Here is a 15,594-nt window from a genome sequence, read left to right as displayed (position 1 = left end):
GGGCAGCCCGGGTTCAGGCCCCGAGATGCTGCTTGATCACCTGGGTCTCGCCGTACATCCCGGCGTACAACGGGTGGTACGGCGCGGCGGCGAGCGGGTTCAGGTCCTTGCCGTTGATCCAGGCGACACCCGGCTTCTGGCAGGCGTCGTGGCCGAACGAAGGACGGTAAGTGTCCACATAGGATGATTTGCCGTCCGCGGCGACCGCGCCGCTGACCGCGGCGTTCAGCGCCTGTTCCACACTGGACAGCCAGGCGTAGTCACCGTTGGCGAACGGCAGCACGTTCGGGCAGTAGCCGCTGGCCGGCGCGATCCGCGGGTAGCCGATGGCGAGCACCTTCGCGTGCGGCGAGCGGGCGTGGATCCCGGCGAGCACCTGCTGGATGCTGGCCTGGGTCTTCGGCAGGAGCGCCTTGATCGTGTCGACGCCGTCGACCGTGAAGTGCCGCTGGCACGGGTTGCCGGTCGGGTCGGAGGCACGCAGGCCCGGGCAGGTGTCGATGAGCGTGCCGAACAGCGCCGAGTCGTTGCCGCCGATGCCGACCGTGACCAGATCGGTGTCCGGGCGCAGCGCGGAGAACTGCGGCGCGTTCTGCCCGAGCGGCACGTTCTGCGGCTTGGTCATGTTCGAGGTGTCCGCGCCGCCGCAGCTGATATCGGTGAAGCGGTCCACGTGCAGGCCGATGGCGAGCATCGACGGGTAGTTGTTCGTGGAGCGGAAACAGCCGAGCGGATCGAGCCGGGGCAGCGGAATGAGCGGCCCCGACGTGTACGAGTCGCCGAGGGCGACGTAATGGCGGTAGTGGCGCGACGCGGCGCTGGCGGCCGCCGCCGTCGTCAACAGCAAGGCGAACGCCGCGATGGCGGCGAGCACGATCCGGGTGATGCGCATACGACCCCTGTCCTCCCGAGCGGTACGTCCCGCCATACCTTTCGGCAGGCACGACGAGGCCGCTTTCCGCCGTTCGGGTGGTCCAGGGCAGGAGTTCACCCAACGGCCGGGTGATCCGCCGGTTTCTGCCAGACCAGCAGGTACCGCCAGAAGACGAGCCGGCGGACGGTGCTGCCGGGAAGCAGATCCACGGCCTCGCGCCGGACGTCGTCCAGGAACGGGAAGTCCATCCGGACCGGCGCGCGGGGGAGCGGGTCCGGCCCGCCGTTGAGCCGATCCGCGGCCGCGGTGACGAGCCGGGCGACGACGTTGGCGGGGACGGCGACGATCTCGCGCGCGAAGTCGGCCGGGCGGCTGGGGCGGGCGCAGCCGAGGACCGCGAGAGTGCCGCCGGGAGCGAGGGCGGTTCTGAACTTGGTGACGGTCTCGAACGGGACGTGGTGGAGCGAGGCGAGGCAGGAGATGAAGGCGTACGCCTCCGGCTCGAGCGGCTCGGCGGTCACATCGGCGCGGCGGTAGGCGACCGTGCCCGGGCCGGGCGAACCGGCGGCGGTCGCCCGGCGGAGCATTTCTTCGGAAACGTCGATGCCCTCGACGGTCATGCCAGCCGCGGCCAGCCTGCGGGCGAAACGGCCGTCGCCGCAGCCGACGTCCAGCGCGCGTCCGGGGCCGGGCGGGAGGAGCTTGAGGAGCGTGGGGTGGTAGTGGTGGTTGTGGTCGAAGGGCATGGGCCAGACGATGCCACCAAACGACGCCGGCCGGCTTCGGCCGACTCCTGCGGGCACGATCACTGCACGCCCCCGGGGCCGCCGGGTACCGCAGCGTCTGCGGGTACGCTCGACAGGTGCCAGGACGAGCCTTTCTCCTGGTCCTCCCGGCAGCGCCGGGACAGCGATTGCCAAGGAGTGAGTGCGTGCCGCGCGGTGAAGAGCCCGAGGAGACCCGGCGGCCGGATCTCGCCGATCCGGACAGCTTCGCGGGCGTCGACGAACTGGGCGCCCTCGCGCACAGCGACGACGGCGACGACGAACGCGACGATCTGGAACCCGACCTCGACGCGCCCGACGCGGCCTACACCGTCGGCGGCGGTTCGCGCGGCGGGATCGGCGGCATCGGACAGCTCGGCGACAACCTGGCGCTGGGGCCGGTCCCGGACCTGATCGCGGACGAAGGCGCCGAGCTGCACGAGCTCGACGACGAGGGTGCACCGGCCGAGTACGGCGACGAGAACGGGCCGCAGGCCCGTCGGGAGCTGATGGCGGTCGAGGCGGAGCTCAACCAGCGCTGGCCGGAGACCAAGCTCGAACCGTCGCTCGCCCGGATCCAGGCGCTGACCACCCTGCTCGGCGAACCGAACCACGGCTATCCGGTGCTGCACATCGCGGGCACCAACGGCAAGGGCTCGGTTGCCCGGATGATCGACTCGCTGCTCACCCGGATGGGTCTGCGCACCGGCCGCTACACCAGCCCGCACTTGCAGCTGGTCACCGAACGCATCGCGCTCGACGGCCGCCCGGTGTCCGCCGCGCGCTACGCCGAGCTGTACCAGGACGTCGCGCCTTACGTGGCGATGGTCGACGGGGCCAGCGCGGACGGCGTGCCGATGAGCAAGTTCGAAGTGCTGACCGGGATGGCGTTCGCCGCGTTCTCGGACGCACCGGTCGAGGCGGCGGTGATCGAGGCGGGCATGGGCGGCGCGTGGGACGCGACGAACGTCGCCGACGGCCAGGTCGCGGTCATCACCCCGATCGGGCTGGACCACACCGACTATCTCGGCCCGACCGCCGTCGACGCGGCCGCGGAGAAGGCCGGGATCATCAAGCCCGGTGCGGTCGCGGTGATCGGCGAGCAGGATCCCGAGGTGCTGAACGTCCTGCTGAAGCGCGCGGTCGAGGTCGACGTCGCGGTGGCGCGCGCGGGCAGTGAGTTCGCCGTGCTGGAGCGGGAGATCGCAGTCGGCGGGCAGATGCTGAAGCTGCAGGGTCTCGGCGGCGTGTACGACGAGATCTTCCTGCCGCTGCACGGCGCGCACCAGGCCGCGAACGCGGCGCTGGCGCTGGCCGCGGTCGAGGCGTTCTTCGGGGCGGGCAAAGACAAGCAGCTGGTCGTCGAGGCGGTGCGCGAGGCGTTCGCGGAGGTCGAGAACCCGGGACGGCTCGAACACGTCCGGGCCGCCCCGGCGGTGCTGGTCGACGCGGCGCACAACCCGATGGGCGCGCGGGCGCTGGCCACGACGATCGCCGACGAGTTCCACTTCCGCCGGCTGGTCGCGGTGGTCGGCGTGCTGTCCGACAAGGACGCGCGCGGCATCCTGGACGCGCTGGAGCCGGTGGTGTCCGACGTGGTGGTCACCCGCAGCTCGTCGCCGCGGTCGCTGCCGCTGGAGGAGCTGGCCGCGCTGGCCGGGTCGATCTTCGGCGAGGAACGGGTGCTCGCGGAGCCGGACCTGGAAACCGCGATCGAGACCGCGATCGGTCTTGTCGAGCAGAGCGACGACCCGGAGGAACCACTCGCCGGCGGCGGCGTGCTGGTGACCGGATCGGTGGTCCTCGCGGGGGACGCGCGCACGTTGTTCGGGAAGGGACCGGCATGAGCGAGACCACTCCGGCGAAGCCGCCCGCCAAGGACCCGATGAAGGGGTTCCGCGGTGTGCTGGCCGGCACGCTGATCATGGAAGCGATCACGGTCGCGCTGGCGCTGCCGGTCGTCGCCAAGCTCGGCGGCGGCCTCACCAGTTTCACCGGCTGGACGGTGATCGCGCTGGCCGTGGTGCTGGTCGTGCTGTGCGGGATGCTCAAGCACGTCTGGGCGGTACCGGTCATCCTGCTGCTGCAGCTGGCGATCATCGCGACCGGGATCGCCCAGCCGGCGATCGCGATCATCGGCATCATCTTCCTGGCCGCGTTCCTGTGGTTCCTTTGGCTGCGCCGCGACGTCGCGCGCCGGATGGCCGCCGGGACGCTGCCGAGCCAGCAGCAGCCGCAGCCCTAGCGGTAGACGCTGACCTCGATCAGGTTCCGGTCGGGGTCGCGGAAGTACACGCTGCGGATCGGCCCGGTCGCCCCGGTGCGGTCGACCGGGCCTTCCTCGATCGCGACGCCGTGCGCGGCGAGGTCCGCCACCACCTGCTCCAGCGAATCGGCCGTGATCAGGCACAAGTCCGCGCTGCCCGGCGTCGGCCGCTCCGCCTTGGGTTCGAACTCGCGGCCCGCTTCGTGCAGGTTGATCTTGCTCGTCCCGAACGTCAGCGCCTTCCGGCCCGCGCCGAACGTCACCTCGGTCATGCCGAGCACCCGGGTGTAGAAATCCACCGTCGCGGCCAGGTCGGCGACGGTGAGGACGAGGTGGTCGAGCCGGTCGATCCGCATGGATTCACCCTAATCCGAGGTAACGGCCCGGCCGCTGCGACGACAGTCTCAGTGTGATCGTGGTGCGCGAACTGAGCGGCGACAACTGGGCGGAGTGGCGAGAACTCCGCCTCGCCGCGCTGCGCGAGGCCCCGGAGGCGTTCAGCTCGAAACTCGCCGACTGGCAAGGCGAGAGCGACGCCGAACCGAATTGGCGGGCGCGGCTGCGCACGGTGTCTTTCAACGTCCTGGCCGACCTCGACGGCGTCCCCGCCGGCATGGTCAGCGGGCATCTTGCCGAGGGCGGCGACAAAGCCGAACTGCTGTCGATGTGGGTGAGCCCGACCGCGCGCGGCCAGGGAGTCGGCGACGCTCTCGTCCAGACGGTGGTGCGGTGGAGCGAGGGCCGCGGCGCGGAGGAACTGGCGTTGCGCGTCGCGGCGGGCAACGAGCACGCGATGGCGCTGTACGAACGGCACGGGTTCGTGGAGCGGCCGCTGTCCGGGCCGAGCGAGTGCGGGCACGAGATGGTCCGGGAAGCACGCCGGGCGTGACCGGCGAAGGTGACTTCGTCCTGCTGGATGATCCGTTCACGCGCCGGTAAACCCGAATTGGCCGCCCGGCCGTGACCGCGGGATAGAACACCCGCCATGACCGAAATGACCTCATCGCGGCGCTCCGTGCTCAAAGCCGGAATCGTCGTCCCCGCGCTCGCCGCGGCGGGCGGGCTGGCGCTGTCCGGCCCGGCCTCCGCCGCCCCGCTCGTCCGCCGGGGCCGTCCGGTGCTCACCCACGGCGTCGCGTCCGGGGACGTGACCGCCGGTTCCGGGATCGTGTGGTCCCGCGCCGACCGCCCGTCCCGGTTGATGGTCGAGATCGCCCGCGATCCGTCGTTCCGCCACGCGCGCCGGGTTCCCGGCCCGCTCGCCACGCCGCAGACCGGCGGTGCCGGCAAAGTCCGGATCGCCGGGCTGGCGCCGGGCACCGAGTACCACTACCGGGTCACCGCGGTGGACCTCGACGGCCGCGGCGCGAGCGAGCCAGTCGCCGGCCGTTTCGCCACCGCGCCGATCGGCCGCGCGAACACCCGGATCCTGTGGAGCGGCGACGTCGCCGGACAGAACTACGGCATCAACCCGGCGCTCGGCGGGATGACGATCTTCTCCGCGATGGCCGACCGCCGCCCGGACCTGTTCCTGCACAGCGGCGACACGGTCTACGCCGACGGTCCGCTCACCGACACCGTCACGCTGCCCGGCGGTGGCGGAACCTGGCACAACGTCGTCACGCCGGAGAAGTCGAAGGTGGCCGAGACCCTCGACGAGTACCGCGGCCAGCATGCCTACAACCGGCTGGACGAGCACTTCCGCCGCTTCGCCGCCGAGGTTCCGGCCTGTGTCCAATGGGATGACCATGAGGTCTTGAACAACTGGTACCCGGGCGAAATCCTCAACGACCGCCCGGAGTACGCCGAAAAGCGCGTCGACGTGCTCGCCCAGCGCGCGTTCCAGGCGTTCCACGAATGGCACCCGATCGACCGCCGCCAGGCCGTCGACGGGCGGGTGTACCGGAACTTCCGTTACGGCAGCCGGGTCGAGGTCTTCGTGCTCGACATGCGCACCTACCGCGACGCCAACCCCTCCGACCCGGCCAAGCCCGGCCACATCCTCGGCGCGGCGCAGGCCCGCTGGCTGGTCGACGCGCTCCAGCGGAGCACCGCGACCTGGAAGATCGTCCAGGCGGACATGCCGATCGGGCTGGTCGTGCCGGACGGCAAGGACATGGAAGCGGTGTCGAACGGCCTGCCCGGCGCGCCCGGCGGCCGCGAGACCGAACTCGCCTGGGTGCTCGGTCAGATCTCCCGCAACCGGGTCCGCAACGTCGTGTGGCTGACCGCCGACGTGCACTACACCGCCGCGCACCACTATTCGCCCGAGCGCGCCTCGTTCCAGGACTTCGACCCGTTCTGGGAATTCGTGTCCGGCCCGCTCAACGCCGGCGCGTTCGGCCCGAACAAGCTGGACCCGACGTTCGGTCCGGAAGCGGTGTTCGTGCACGCCCCGGCGACGCAGAATTCCTCGCCGGCACAAGGGTTCCAGCACTTCGGCGAGCTGAACGTGGACGGGGCGGGCGGCGAGCTGACCGTCGACCTGCGCGACTCGGCCGGGCGGTCGCTCTGGTCGAAGACGCTGCAGCCCCAGCGCGGCTGACCCGGCCGCAACCGGCCGCGCCAGGGCGTCGGATAGGCTCGGTGCCGATTAACACAGATTCGCACAAGGAGAAATACCGTCGTGACTGAACGCACGCTGGTCCTCGTCAAGCCCGATGGCGTCGCGCGCGGCCTCGTCGGCGAGGTCGTTTCGCGCATCGAGCGCAAGGGCCTGAAGCTGGCCGCGCTGGAACTGCGCACCGTCGAGCGCTCCGTCGCCGAGGAGCACTACGCCGAGCACAAGGAACGCCCGTTCTTCGGCGACCTGCTGGAGTTCATCACGTCCGGCCCGCTCGTCGCGCTGGCCGTCGAGGGCCCGCGCGCTATCGCCGCGTTCCGTCAGCTGGCCGGCGGCACCGACCCGGTCGAGAAGGCCACCCCGGGCACCCTGCGCGGCGACTTCGCGCTGGAGACCCAGTACAACCTGGTGCACGGCTCGGACTCGCCGGAGTCGGCCGAGCGCGAGCTGAAGCTGTGGTTCCCGGACCTGTGATCCGGGGCTGACCGCACCCGCGGACGCCGGGCAGGGACCGCGGTCCCTGCCCGGCGTCCGTCTTTTTACCCGGTGCTTCCGACGGCGGAGATCGGCTAATCTCCACCGGTGACCGCATTGCCTCCGATCGACTATCTGCCGCACCTGCGCGCGCTCACCGAGGCGTTCGCCGCCGAATCGGCCGGGCACCTGGACAACCCGGTGCCGTACTGCGCGGGCTGGACCAAGCGCGACCTGGTGCTGCACCTGGGCAACGTGCACCGCTGGGCCGCCGGGATCGTCCGCACCGGCGAGCTGAGCTCGCAGGAGTTCGAGGCCGAGCCGACCGGCGAGCTGACGTCCTGGTACTCCGAAAGCGCGGCCGAACTGCTCGACGCGCTCGCCGCCGCGGATCCGGCTGGCCCGTGCTGGGTCTTCGGCGCCGCATCGAAGACGAAGGCGTTCTGGTTCCGCCGTCAGGTGCAGGAGACCGCCGTCCACCTGGTGGATCTGTTCGGTGCGCGCGGCACGACGACCAGGCTGGACCCGGCGATCGCCGCGGACGGCGTCGACGAAGTCCTGGGCACCATGTTGCCTCGGGTGTCCCGGTGGAGGCTCCCGATGCCGCCGCTTCCGGCACCGATCACTGTGCGCACCACCGACAGCGGGCATTCCTGGACCGTCGTGCCGGGCGAACCGCCGGTGCTCGGCGAAGGAGAACCGGTCGCCACGGTCGCCGCACCGGCGCAGGATTTGCTGTTGCTGCTGTGGAATCGCGGCGAGTGGACGCCTGAGATCACGGGCGACGAGGCGGTCGCGAAGGCGTTCCTCGCCGCGCGGATGACTCCCTGAGCGGATCATCCCGCGCCATTCAGGTGCCGTTCACCGTGGAGACCTCCAGCGGTCGCGCCGATGGATTTGGCTGATCTGAGCCATTTTCACGACCGTGGGGGCTTCTGTGAACAAGTCGAGATCTGTGCTGCTCAGCGCCGTGCTGGCGCTGAGCCTTGCCACTCCGGCACATGCTGACCCGCTTTCCGCGCCGCCGATCGAGAGCGCGCCCGTCTTCTCTTCGGGCCGCGAGGCCCCGGCCGTCGCCGCCGCACCGGCAGCCGACGACGGGCTGGAAACCAGCAGCGCCACCAGCGAAGTGGCACCTGGTCTGAACCTCACCCAGTTCGACCGCTTCGACCCGAAGGGCTGGATCCGCGGCGACGCGCTGAGCGTTGACCTGACCAGCAAGGTCTTGAAGCCGGCTTACCTGAGTCCGGGAACCGTTTCCGCGCGCACCCCGCTGTCCCAGCAAGTGGCGCGCGCCGGCGCGGTGGCGGGCGTCAACGGCGACTTCTTCGACATCAATGCCACCGGTGCTCCGCTCGGCGTCGGCATCGACAAGGGCGAGTTGCGCAACGCGCCCGCCGCCGGGCACAACACCACCGCCGCGATTACCGCCGAGGGCCGCGCGAAGCTCGCCGACATCTTCCTCGAAGCGGCGGTGACGCTGCCGGACGGCCGCGTCGTGCCGGCCACCAACTTCAACAGCCCGGTCCTCGGCAAGGACGCGCTCGGCGTCTACACACCGCTGTGGGGCGCTTCGACGCGCGCGACCTCGGTGGCCGGCGCGCAGCGGGTCACCGAGGTCGAAGTCCGCGACGGGGTGGTGACGAAGGTGGGCCAGCAGCCTGCCGACGGTCCGATTCCGGCAGGTGCGACGTTGCTGCTCGGCCGTGAAGCCGGTGCGGACAGCTTGGCGAAGCTGAAGGTCGGCGATCGCGTTGGCGTCACGTACGCGCCGCGGTCCGATGCGGGCAAGATCGCGGTCGCGGTCGGCGGCAACAAGACGCTGGTGAAGGACGGTCAGCTCCAGCAGCTCGACGACACCACGCTCGCGCCGCGTACTGGCGTCGGTTTTTCCGCTGACGGCAAGAAGATGTGGCTCGTCACAGTGGACGGCCGGCAGGCCGACAGCCGCGGCATGACGGAGCTGGAGATGGCGCGTCAGCTGAAGCGCCTCGGCGCGGACGACGCGATCAACCTCGACGGCGGCGGCTCGTCCACGCTGCTCGCGCGCAACGAAGGCGAGGCCGCGCCATCGGTGCGGAACTCGCCGTCGGACGGTGGAGAACGGTTGGTGCCCAATGGCATCGGCGTCGCGACCGTCGCCGGCAGCGGCCGGTTGACCGGGTTCGCGCCCGCGCCCGCACAGGAGAGCGACAACTCGAGCCGAGTTCTCTCGGGGCTGAGCCGCGTGCTCGTTCCGAACGGTCACGACGAGACCGGCGCCGCGGTGGCCGTCCAGCCGTTCTGGATGTCGTCGAACCCGTTCCGGGGCACCGTCACGAAGAACGTTTTCACCGCGCAGCCGGACTTCCTGCGCCCGGACGCGCGGGCCGACGTGACAGTCACCGCACGCCAGGGTTTCGTGAGCGGCAGCACGAAGCTGACCGTGCTGGGCAAGCCTGTGCGGCTTGGCGCGAGCACGCAGCAGGTCGCGCTGTCGGCTGCCGGTGCGCACGGCGAGTTCCAGGTCTACGGCTACGACGCGGACGGTTACGGCACCTGGATCGAGCCGTCGGACGTGAAGCTCGACTACGACCCCGCCGTGGTGAAGATCGAACCGTCGGGCAAGGGCTTCTCGGTCACCGCGCTCAGCGCCTCCGGTGCCACCGCGATCACCGTCCACGCAGGCGGACAGGTATCGCACTTGGCGGCTTCGGTCGGCACCGTGGCGAAGGTGGCGGCTCCGCTGGACGGCCCGGCCGGCTGGTCGGCTTCGGTATACCCGTCCGTGGTCGGTGCCGCGCTTTCCGAAGCGGAAGGCCGCAATGGCGGAAAGGGCCTCGCACTCGACTACCGGCTTACCGGCACCACAGCGACCCGTGCCGCGTACGTGACGGCGGCCGACCCGATCGCGGTTCCCGCTGGCACGCAGAAGATCGGCATGTGGATCAACGGCGACGGCAAAGGCGCGTGGATCCGGGCGGAACTGCGCGACGGCGCGAACACCGCGTCCATTGTGGACCTGTCGCTGACCGTCGACTGGACGGGCTGGCGCTACGTCACCGCGGCGGTGCCCGCCGGACTGCCGGACGGCCAGCGGCTCACCCGGTTCTACGCGGTGGAAACCAGGCCGGCCAAGCAGTACGAGGGCGAACTGGTCTTCGACGACCTCACCTTCGAGGTCGCGCCGACCGCGACCGTGCCGCGCGACCCGGCGGTCCCGGACCCGTCGCTGGTCGTCAACGGGACGCTCGGCAAGGGCGGCGTGAAGATCGCCGTGGTCAGCGATGCCCAGTTCACCGCCGACGCCCCGGACGGCCCGCTGGTCGCACAGGCGCGCCGGGCGCTGCGCGAGGCGGTCGCCGCGAAGCCGGACATCGTGCTGATCAACGGCGACTTCGTCGACCGCGGCACCGCGCCGGACTTCGCGCTGGCTCGCAAGATCATCACGGAGGAAGTGGACGGCCGCGTTCCGTGGTACTACCTGCCGGGCAACCACGAAGCCGAGGGTGGCGACGGACTGGCCGACTTCCAGGCGGCGTTCGGGGAAACCCACCGCGTGGTCGACGTCGGCGGCGTCCGGCTGATCCTGCTCGACTCGTCGCGCGGTTCGCTGCGCGCGGGCGGATTCGACCAGGTCCGGATGCTGCGCGAAGCGCTCGACAGCGCGGCCAAGGACCGCTCGGTCCGCGGCGTGGTCGTCGCGATGCACCACCCGGTCAAGGACCCGAGCCCGACCGGCATCTCGCAGCTGGGGGACCGCAAGGAAGCCGCGCTGCTGCAGACCTGGCTGACCGGTTTCGAAGAACAGTCCGGCAAACCAGCCGCTTCGGTGGCTTCGCACGCGGGTGTGTTCGGCCTGTCTCGTACCGACGGCGTGCCGTACCTGGTGAACGGAAACTCCGGCAAGACTCCCGCCGCGGGCCCCGCGGACGGCGGCTTCGTCGGCTGGACCCTGGTCGGCGTGAACCCGTCCGATCGCGGCCAGCCGGTGCGGTTCGAGACCAAGCCGAACGTGGACGCCCTGACAATGACCGGTCCGGGCGTCCTGTCCCAGGGCGCTATCGGCAAGGTGACCGCGACGGTGAGCCAGGAAGGCCGGCAGATTCCGGTGCAGTACCCGGTGAGCGCCGCGTGGAGCGGAGCTGGCGTGCACATCGGGACCTGGCCGCCGATGCCGTGGGACGTCGTGTCGCTGGACCCGGCGACCGGGACGGTGCGCGCCTTGCGTCCGGGCACGGCGCGGATTTCGGTGACGGTGAACGGGGCGGCGCAGTCGGTTTCGGTGACGGTGCGCTGAGTTCCTTCGGCTGGGCAGGGGAGCGGGGCGGTCTTCGGGCCGCACCGCTTCGCTGTTCACCGGGTGCGTTCCGGCGGTTCCCGACCGTCATGGCGGTCGCCGGAGGAGGCCGCTCGTCCTGCCCGGAAGGCCGAACCGGACGCTCTGCCGGGCGGTGCCGCTCGACGCTCCGGCGTCTTCGCCGGCAAACCGGTCGAAAACTGTCGGTCCTTCCCTCTAGTGTCGGTTCTCGTGGGAGAGACGGCATCGGCACCAGCGCTGGTCCAAGCCAAGGCACTGGTCAAAAGGTTCGGCGAGTTCGAGGCGGTCCGCGGCATCGACGTCGAGGTGCGGCAGGGGGAAGCGTTCGGCTTCCTCGGCCCCAACGGCGCCGGCAAATCGTCGACGATGCGGATGATCGCGAGCGTTTCGCCGCGCAGCGACGGCGATCTGCGCGTGCTCGGCATGGACCCGGAGATCGACGGGCCGCGCATCCGCGCGCGGCTCGGCGTGGTGCCGCAGGAGGACAACCTCGACACCGAGCTCACCGTCCGGCAGAACCTGCATGTCTACGGCCGCTACTTCGGCCTCTCCCGGGCGCATGTGCGGCGGAAGGCGATCGAGCTGATGGAGTTCGCGCAGCTGTCCGACCGCGCCGAGAAGCCGGTCGACTCGCTCTCCGGCGGCATGAAGCGGCGGCTCACCATCGCCCGGTCGCTGGTGAACGACCCGGAGCTGCTGCTGCTGGACGAACCGACCACCGGTCTCGACCCGCAGGCGCGGCATCTGTTGTGGGACCGGCTTTTCCGGCTCAAGGCCCAGGGCACCACGCTGATCGTCACCACGCACTACATGGACGAAGCCGAACAGCTCTGCGATCGCCTCGTCGTCATGGACGGCGGCCGGATCGCGGCGGAGGGCTCGCCGGCCGACCTGATCGCCCGGCATTCCACCCGCGAGGTGGTCGAACTGCGGTTCGCGGCGGGGGAGCAGGAGGCCGCGGCCAGCCGGGTCGAAGGGCTGGCCGACCGCGTCGAGGTGCTGCCGGACCGGCTGCTGCTGTACACGATGGCCGGCGAGGCGACCCTGGAACGCGTCCACGAGCGCGGCCTGCGCCCGCTGTCGAGCCTGGTCCGGCGCAGCTCGCTGGAGGACGTTTTCCTCCGGCTCACCGGACGGACGCTGGTGGACTGATGACGATCACCGCTACCGGCCGCGTGGTCGGCCGCTTCCACGGCGCCTGGCTGCGCGTCGAGGGGCACTGGACCTGGTACCGCCGGCATTGGGTCAGCACGCTGTACTCCACCGGCCTGCAACCGGTGCTCTTCCTCGCCGCGATGGGGCTCGGCTTCGGCTCGCAAGTCCAGGCGGGCCCGGCCACCGGCGGATTCTCCTACCTCGTCTACGTCGCGCCCGCGCTGCTCATCGCCGGCGCCGCGCAGCAAGCGGTCGGCGAGTCGACGTATCCCGTGCTCAGCGGGTTCAAGTGGCAGAAGGACTACATCGCGGTCACCGGGACTCCGGTGTCGCCGGGCCAGATCCTCGGCGGGCACCAGATCTGGACCGCGTTGCGCCTGTTGATTTCCGGCGCCGTCTACGCCGTCGTCGCGCTCCTGTTCGGCGCGTGGACCAACGCCGGCGCGTTCCTGGTGATCCTGGCCGGCGTGCTGACCGGCATGGCGTGCGGATCGCTGGTCGCCGGGCTGGCGGCGTGGACGTTCGACGAGGGCCAGCGCTTCGGGCTGATGTTCCGGTTCGTGGTCATCCCGATGACGCTGTTCTCCGGCACGTTCTTCCCGATCTCCCAGCTGCCGCTGTACGTGCGCTGGCTGGCCTGGATTTCGCCGCTGTGGCACGGCACCGAGCTGTCCCGCGCCGCCACGCTGGGCGGGCACGCCCTGCTCGCCGTGCTGGGCCACTTCGCCTACCTGGCAGTGCTGATCGCGGTCGGCTGGGCGATCGCGCATCGCGGCTTCTACCGACGGCTGGTGGCGTGATGACCGACCTGGTTTCTCCGCAGCGGCGCGGGCTTCTCCTCCGCATCCTGCCCTCCGGCCTGTACAGCGGACGCGCGACCGCGCTGATCGAACGCGCGCTCACCGTCTACGGCCGCTCCTGGTCGATCCTCGCGTCCGGCGCCTTGGAACCGCTGTTCTACCTGCTCGCGTTCCAGGTCGGCTTCGGCAAACTGGTCACCACCGTGCCCGGCCCGGACGGCCGCCCGATGAGCTATGTCGCGTTCGTCGCGCCCGCACTGCTGGCCTCGTCCGCGATGAACGGCGCGGTGATCGAGTGCACGTACAACCTGTTCTTCAAACTTCGCTACGCCAAGACCTACGACGCGATGCTGGCCACCCCGGTCGGCCCGCTGGACATCGCACTGGGCGAAATCGCCTGGGCCGTGCTTCGCGGCGGGTTGTACTCGCTCGCTTTCCTGGCCGTGACCGGCGCGATGGGCCTGCTCACGTCCTGGTGGGCGGTGCTGCTTCTGCCGGTGGCGCTGCTGGTGTCGTTCGCGTTCGCGGCGATCAGCATCGCGCTGGTGAGTTTCTTGACGTCGACCTCGCAGTTCGACTACATCAACCTCATCCTGATGCCGATGTTCCTGTTCTCCACCACGTTCTTCCCGATCACCGTCTACCCGGAGGCGCTGCGGTGGCTGGTCCGCTGCTTCCCGCTCTACCACGGGATCGAGCTGATGCGCGGCCTGGCGACCGGCATCCTGTCGTGGGGGATGCTGGGAAACCTGGCGTACCTGCTGGTGCTGGCGGGCATCGGGGTGTGGGGCGCGACCAGGAGGATCGCGAAGCTCCTGCTGACCTGACCGCTGCCGGGATCCGCCGGTCCGGTGACACGCGCCAGGGTCACCGGACCGGACTGGGCGGTCCCGTCTGGGCGGGCGTCACCGCGGACCGGGCGTCGACCAGCCCGTGGCCGTAAAACCCGTTGTACCCGTCATAACCCGAGCAGTACGCGTCCTGCGCGCCGTCGCCGGTGAGGTCGTAGTCGTCCGGGCACGGCATCGGCGTCGCCCGCGACTCGAGCGCGGCCCGCAGCTCGGCAGCCGACCACCCCGGGTGCACCGACTTCAGCAGCGCCAGCACCCCGGCGGCGTGCGGTGCCGCCATCGACGTCCCGCACAGCGGTGCGAACCCGCCTGGCACTGTCGAAACCACGCACTGGTCGCCGTCGCCGCCCGGGGCGGTCACATCGACGACGCCGAGCCCGTACGAGCTGTAGCCCGCCTTCACCCGGTCCGCGCCGACGGCTGACACCGTCACCACTTCTCGCAGCCCAGCCGGCAACGCCTCGCACTTCCCGCCCGCCGTCGGCGAGCCCGCTGGCGCGGACGGCGTGAGATCGACCGCTTCGTTCGTCGCCGCCGCGACGTTGAGAGTGCCCTGCGCGGTCGCGTACTCGACCGCCCGCGCGAGCACCTCGTGCACCACGCCGCGATCGTTGCCGCGCACGCAGGAAAGCGACCACGGATTCACGAACCAGCTGCTGTTGGCGATCGGCAGATGCCGTGCCGCTGACCACATGATTCCGCAGACCGCCGCTTCCGGATCGGCGTATCCGCGATCGTCGATCACCTTCACCGACGCGATCCGCACCCCTGGTGCCACCCCGGTCACGCCCTTGCCGTCCGCCGCCGCGGCGATGATGCCCGCGACGTGCGTGCCGTGCACCGAAGTCGTCGGCTGCCACGCCGCCGGGCTCTGGTCCGGGACACCGGTGAGGCATCCCGCCGAGTCGCCCGCGTCGATCGCCGCGGACAGCTCGGGATGGTTCGGGTCGACCCCGGAATCGAGCACCCCGACGACCACCTTCCGGTCGCCGCCGGTCACCTGGTGCGCGGCGGGTGCCCCGATCAGGTCCATGTCCCACTGCCGGGAGGACAGGTCCGCCGACGGGACCCGCGCCGGATCGGTGCGCGGCACCAGCGCGCGGGCCGGCGCAGCCGCGGCGATGCCGGGCTGTTCCGCCGCCAGCCGGGTCGCCTGCGCGCTGAACGCCCGCTCCGGTCCGATCCGGTCGGCGAACCGGGGATCGGCCGACGTGACGATCGCCACCGAAATCTGCGGGTAGTAGCCGGTCACCTGCCCGCAGTCCGCCGCGGCTTGCTGCCGGGCGGAAGCCTCTGACGTTCCCCGGTCGAACGCGACGACATACCGCAACGCCCGCCCGCCGGGAACGCATCCGGGATCCGCGCCGGCCGCCGGAGAGACCGCGGCGCATGCCGCGACGCTGACCGTGAGAACGGCGAAGGAGCACACGGCCGCCCGCAGCGGCCGCGCCAGCAGGGACACCGGACCTCCCACCGTGCTCAGGGCAACGCCGGCGCCCGCGCGGAGCGCCTGAGGCGCACGCTATCCATCCCGGCTTCGACGCGAC

The 15,594-nt window shown here is 71.0% G+C and carries 14 protein-coding genes; 10 read left to right on the top strand and 4 right to left on the bottom strand.

The window, feature by feature from the left end:
- Window positions 1-13: 13 nt before the first annotated feature.
- Together AMYBE_RS0119110 and AMYBE_RS0119105 are read right to left on the bottom strand one after the other, a co-directional pair.
- Window positions 14-892, bottom strand: a complete 879-nt coding sequence (locus AMYBE_RS0119110; protein ID WP_020661003.1) for an SGNH/GDSL hydrolase family protein — start codon at window positions 890-892, stop codon at window positions 14-16.
- 95 nt (window positions 893-987) lie between these two features.
- Entirely contained in the window at window positions 988-1,620 is a 633-nt protein-coding gene (locus AMYBE_RS0119105) for a class I SAM-dependent methyltransferase (RefSeq protein ID WP_020661002.1), read from the bottom strand.
- 185 nt (window positions 1,621-1,805) lie between these two features.
- Between AMYBE_RS0119105 and folC the strand changes: the two genes are divergently transcribed.
- On the top strand, window positions 1,806-3,485 hold the full coding sequence (gene folC / locus AMYBE_RS0119100) for a bifunctional tetrahydrofolate synthase/dihydrofolate synthase (protein ID WP_020661001.1): 1,680 nt from the start codon (window positions 1,806-1,808) through the stop codon (window positions 3,483-3,485).
- Window positions 3,482-3,883 carry a DUF4233 domain-containing protein gene (locus AMYBE_RS0119095; RefSeq protein WP_020661000.1) on the top strand — a complete coding sequence of 134 codons (402 nt, stop codon included), beginning with the start codon at window positions 3,482-3,484 and terminating at the stop codon, window positions 3,881-3,883. The genes folC and AMYBE_RS0119095 overlap by 4 nt, the downstream gene beginning before the upstream one ends.
- On the opposite strand, the gene AMYBE_RS0119090 is transcribed toward AMYBE_RS0119095, so the two are convergent.
- The gene (locus AMYBE_RS0119090; protein ID WP_020660999.1) at window positions 3,880-4,260 is read right to left on the bottom strand and encodes a VOC family protein; all 381 of its coding nucleotides are present in this window, start codon (window positions 4,258-4,260) and stop codon (window positions 3,880-3,882) included. The two genes, AMYBE_RS0119095 and AMYBE_RS0119090, sit on opposite strands and share 4 nt — an antisense overlap.
- Window positions 4,261-4,313: 53 nt before the next feature.
- Between AMYBE_RS0119090 and AMYBE_RS0119085 the strand changes: the two genes are divergently transcribed.
- The 8 genes from AMYBE_RS0119085 (at window position 4,314) to AMYBE_RS0119050 (ending at window position 14,023) form a co-directional block, all read left to right on the top strand.
- Window positions 4,314-4,793, top strand: a complete 480-nt coding sequence (locus AMYBE_RS0119085; protein WP_020660998.1) for a GNAT family N-acetyltransferase — start codon at window positions 4,314-4,316, stop codon at window positions 4,791-4,793.
- A gap of 96 nt (window positions 4,794-4,889) precedes the next feature.
- Entirely contained in the window at window positions 4,890-6,449 is a 1,560-nt protein-coding gene (locus AMYBE_RS0119080; protein WP_020660997.1) for an alkaline phosphatase D family protein, read from the top strand.
- Between the two features lie 81 nt (window positions 6,450-6,530).
- Window positions 6,531-6,941 carry a nucleoside-diphosphate kinase gene (gene ndk, locus AMYBE_RS0119075; protein ID WP_020660996.1) on the top strand — a complete coding sequence of 137 codons (411 nt, stop codon included), beginning with the start codon at window positions 6,531-6,533 and terminating at the stop codon, window positions 6,939-6,941.
- A 108-nt stretch (window positions 6,942-7,049) separates the two neighbouring features.
- Window positions 7,050-7,772: a maleylpyruvate isomerase family mycothiol-dependent enzyme gene (locus AMYBE_RS0119070; protein WP_020660995.1), complete on the top strand. Its 723-nt coding sequence runs from the start codon at window positions 7,050-7,052 to the stop codon at window positions 7,770-7,772.
- Between the two features lie 124 nt (window positions 7,773-7,896).
- Entirely contained in the window at window positions 7,897-11,220 is a 3,324-nt protein-coding gene (locus tag AMYBE_RS0119065) for a phosphodiester glycosidase family protein (protein WP_020660994.1), read from the top strand.
- A gap of 231 nt (window positions 11,221-11,451) precedes the next feature.
- Entirely contained in the window at window positions 11,452-12,393 is a 942-nt protein-coding gene (locus tag AMYBE_RS0119060) for an ABC transporter ATP-binding protein (RefSeq protein WP_027927795.1), read from the top strand.
- Complete coding sequence (locus AMYBE_RS0119055; protein ID WP_020660992.1) at window positions 12,393-13,196, top strand: ABC transporter permease; 804 nt, start codon at window positions 12,393-12,395, stop codon at window positions 13,194-13,196. Before AMYBE_RS0119060 ends, AMYBE_RS0119055 begins: the two co-directional genes overlap by 1 nt.
- Complete coding sequence (locus AMYBE_RS0119050; RefSeq protein ID WP_020660991.1) at window positions 13,196-14,023, top strand: ABC transporter permease; 828 nt, start codon at window positions 13,196-13,198, stop codon at window positions 14,021-14,023. The genes AMYBE_RS0119055 and AMYBE_RS0119050 overlap by 1 nt, the downstream gene beginning before the upstream one ends.
- 40 nt (window positions 14,024-14,063) lie before the next feature.
- Here AMYBE_RS0119050 and AMYBE_RS0119045 read toward each other — a convergent pair whose 3' ends face one another.
- On the bottom strand, window positions 14,064-15,509 hold the full coding sequence (locus AMYBE_RS0119045) for a S8 family peptidase (protein WP_020660990.1): 1,446 nt from the start codon (window positions 15,507-15,509) through the stop codon (window positions 14,064-14,066).
- Window positions 15,510-15,594: the final 85 nt, after the last annotated feature.

Source organism: Amycolatopsis benzoatilytica AK 16/65 (assembly GCF_000383915.1).
Taxonomy (GTDB): domain Bacteria; phylum Actinomycetota; class Actinomycetes; order Mycobacteriales; family Pseudonocardiaceae; genus Amycolatopsis; species Amycolatopsis benzoatilytica.
The sequence above is the reverse complement of the archived record's forward strand: the minus strand, read 5'-3'. Positions and strand labels throughout refer to the sequence as shown.

What these genes read in the sequence shown, in the direction of transcription:
- AMYBE_RS0119050 (WP_020660991.1), top strand. Translation starts at nt 13,196, where the DNA reads ATGACCGACCTGGTTTCTCCGCAGCGGCGCGGGCTTCTCCTCCGCATC.
- AMYBE_RS0119055 (WP_020660992.1), top strand. Translation starts at nt 12,393, where the DNA reads ATGACGATCACCGCTACCGGCCGCGTGGTCGGCCGCTTCCACGGCGCC.
- AMYBE_RS0119110 (WP_020661003.1), bottom strand. Translation starts at nt 892, where the DNA reads ATGCGCATCACCCGGATCGTGCTCGCCGCCATCGCGGCGTTCGCCTTG.
- AMYBE_RS0119105 (WP_020661002.1), bottom strand. Translation starts at nt 1,620, where the DNA reads ATGCCCTTCGACCACAACCACCACTACCACCCCACGCTCCTCAAGCTC.
- AMYBE_RS0119090 (WP_020660999.1), bottom strand. Translation starts at nt 4,260, where the DNA reads ATGCGGATCGACCGGCTCGACCACCTCGTCCTCACCGTCGCCGACCTG.
- AMYBE_RS0119080 (WP_020660997.1), top strand. Translation starts at nt 4,890, where the DNA reads ATGACCGAAATGACCTCATCGCGGCGCTCCGTGCTCAAAGCCGGAATC.
- AMYBE_RS0119095 (WP_020661000.1), top strand. Translation starts at nt 3,482, where the DNA reads ATGAGCGAGACCACTCCGGCGAAGCCGCCCGCCAAGGACCCGATGAAG.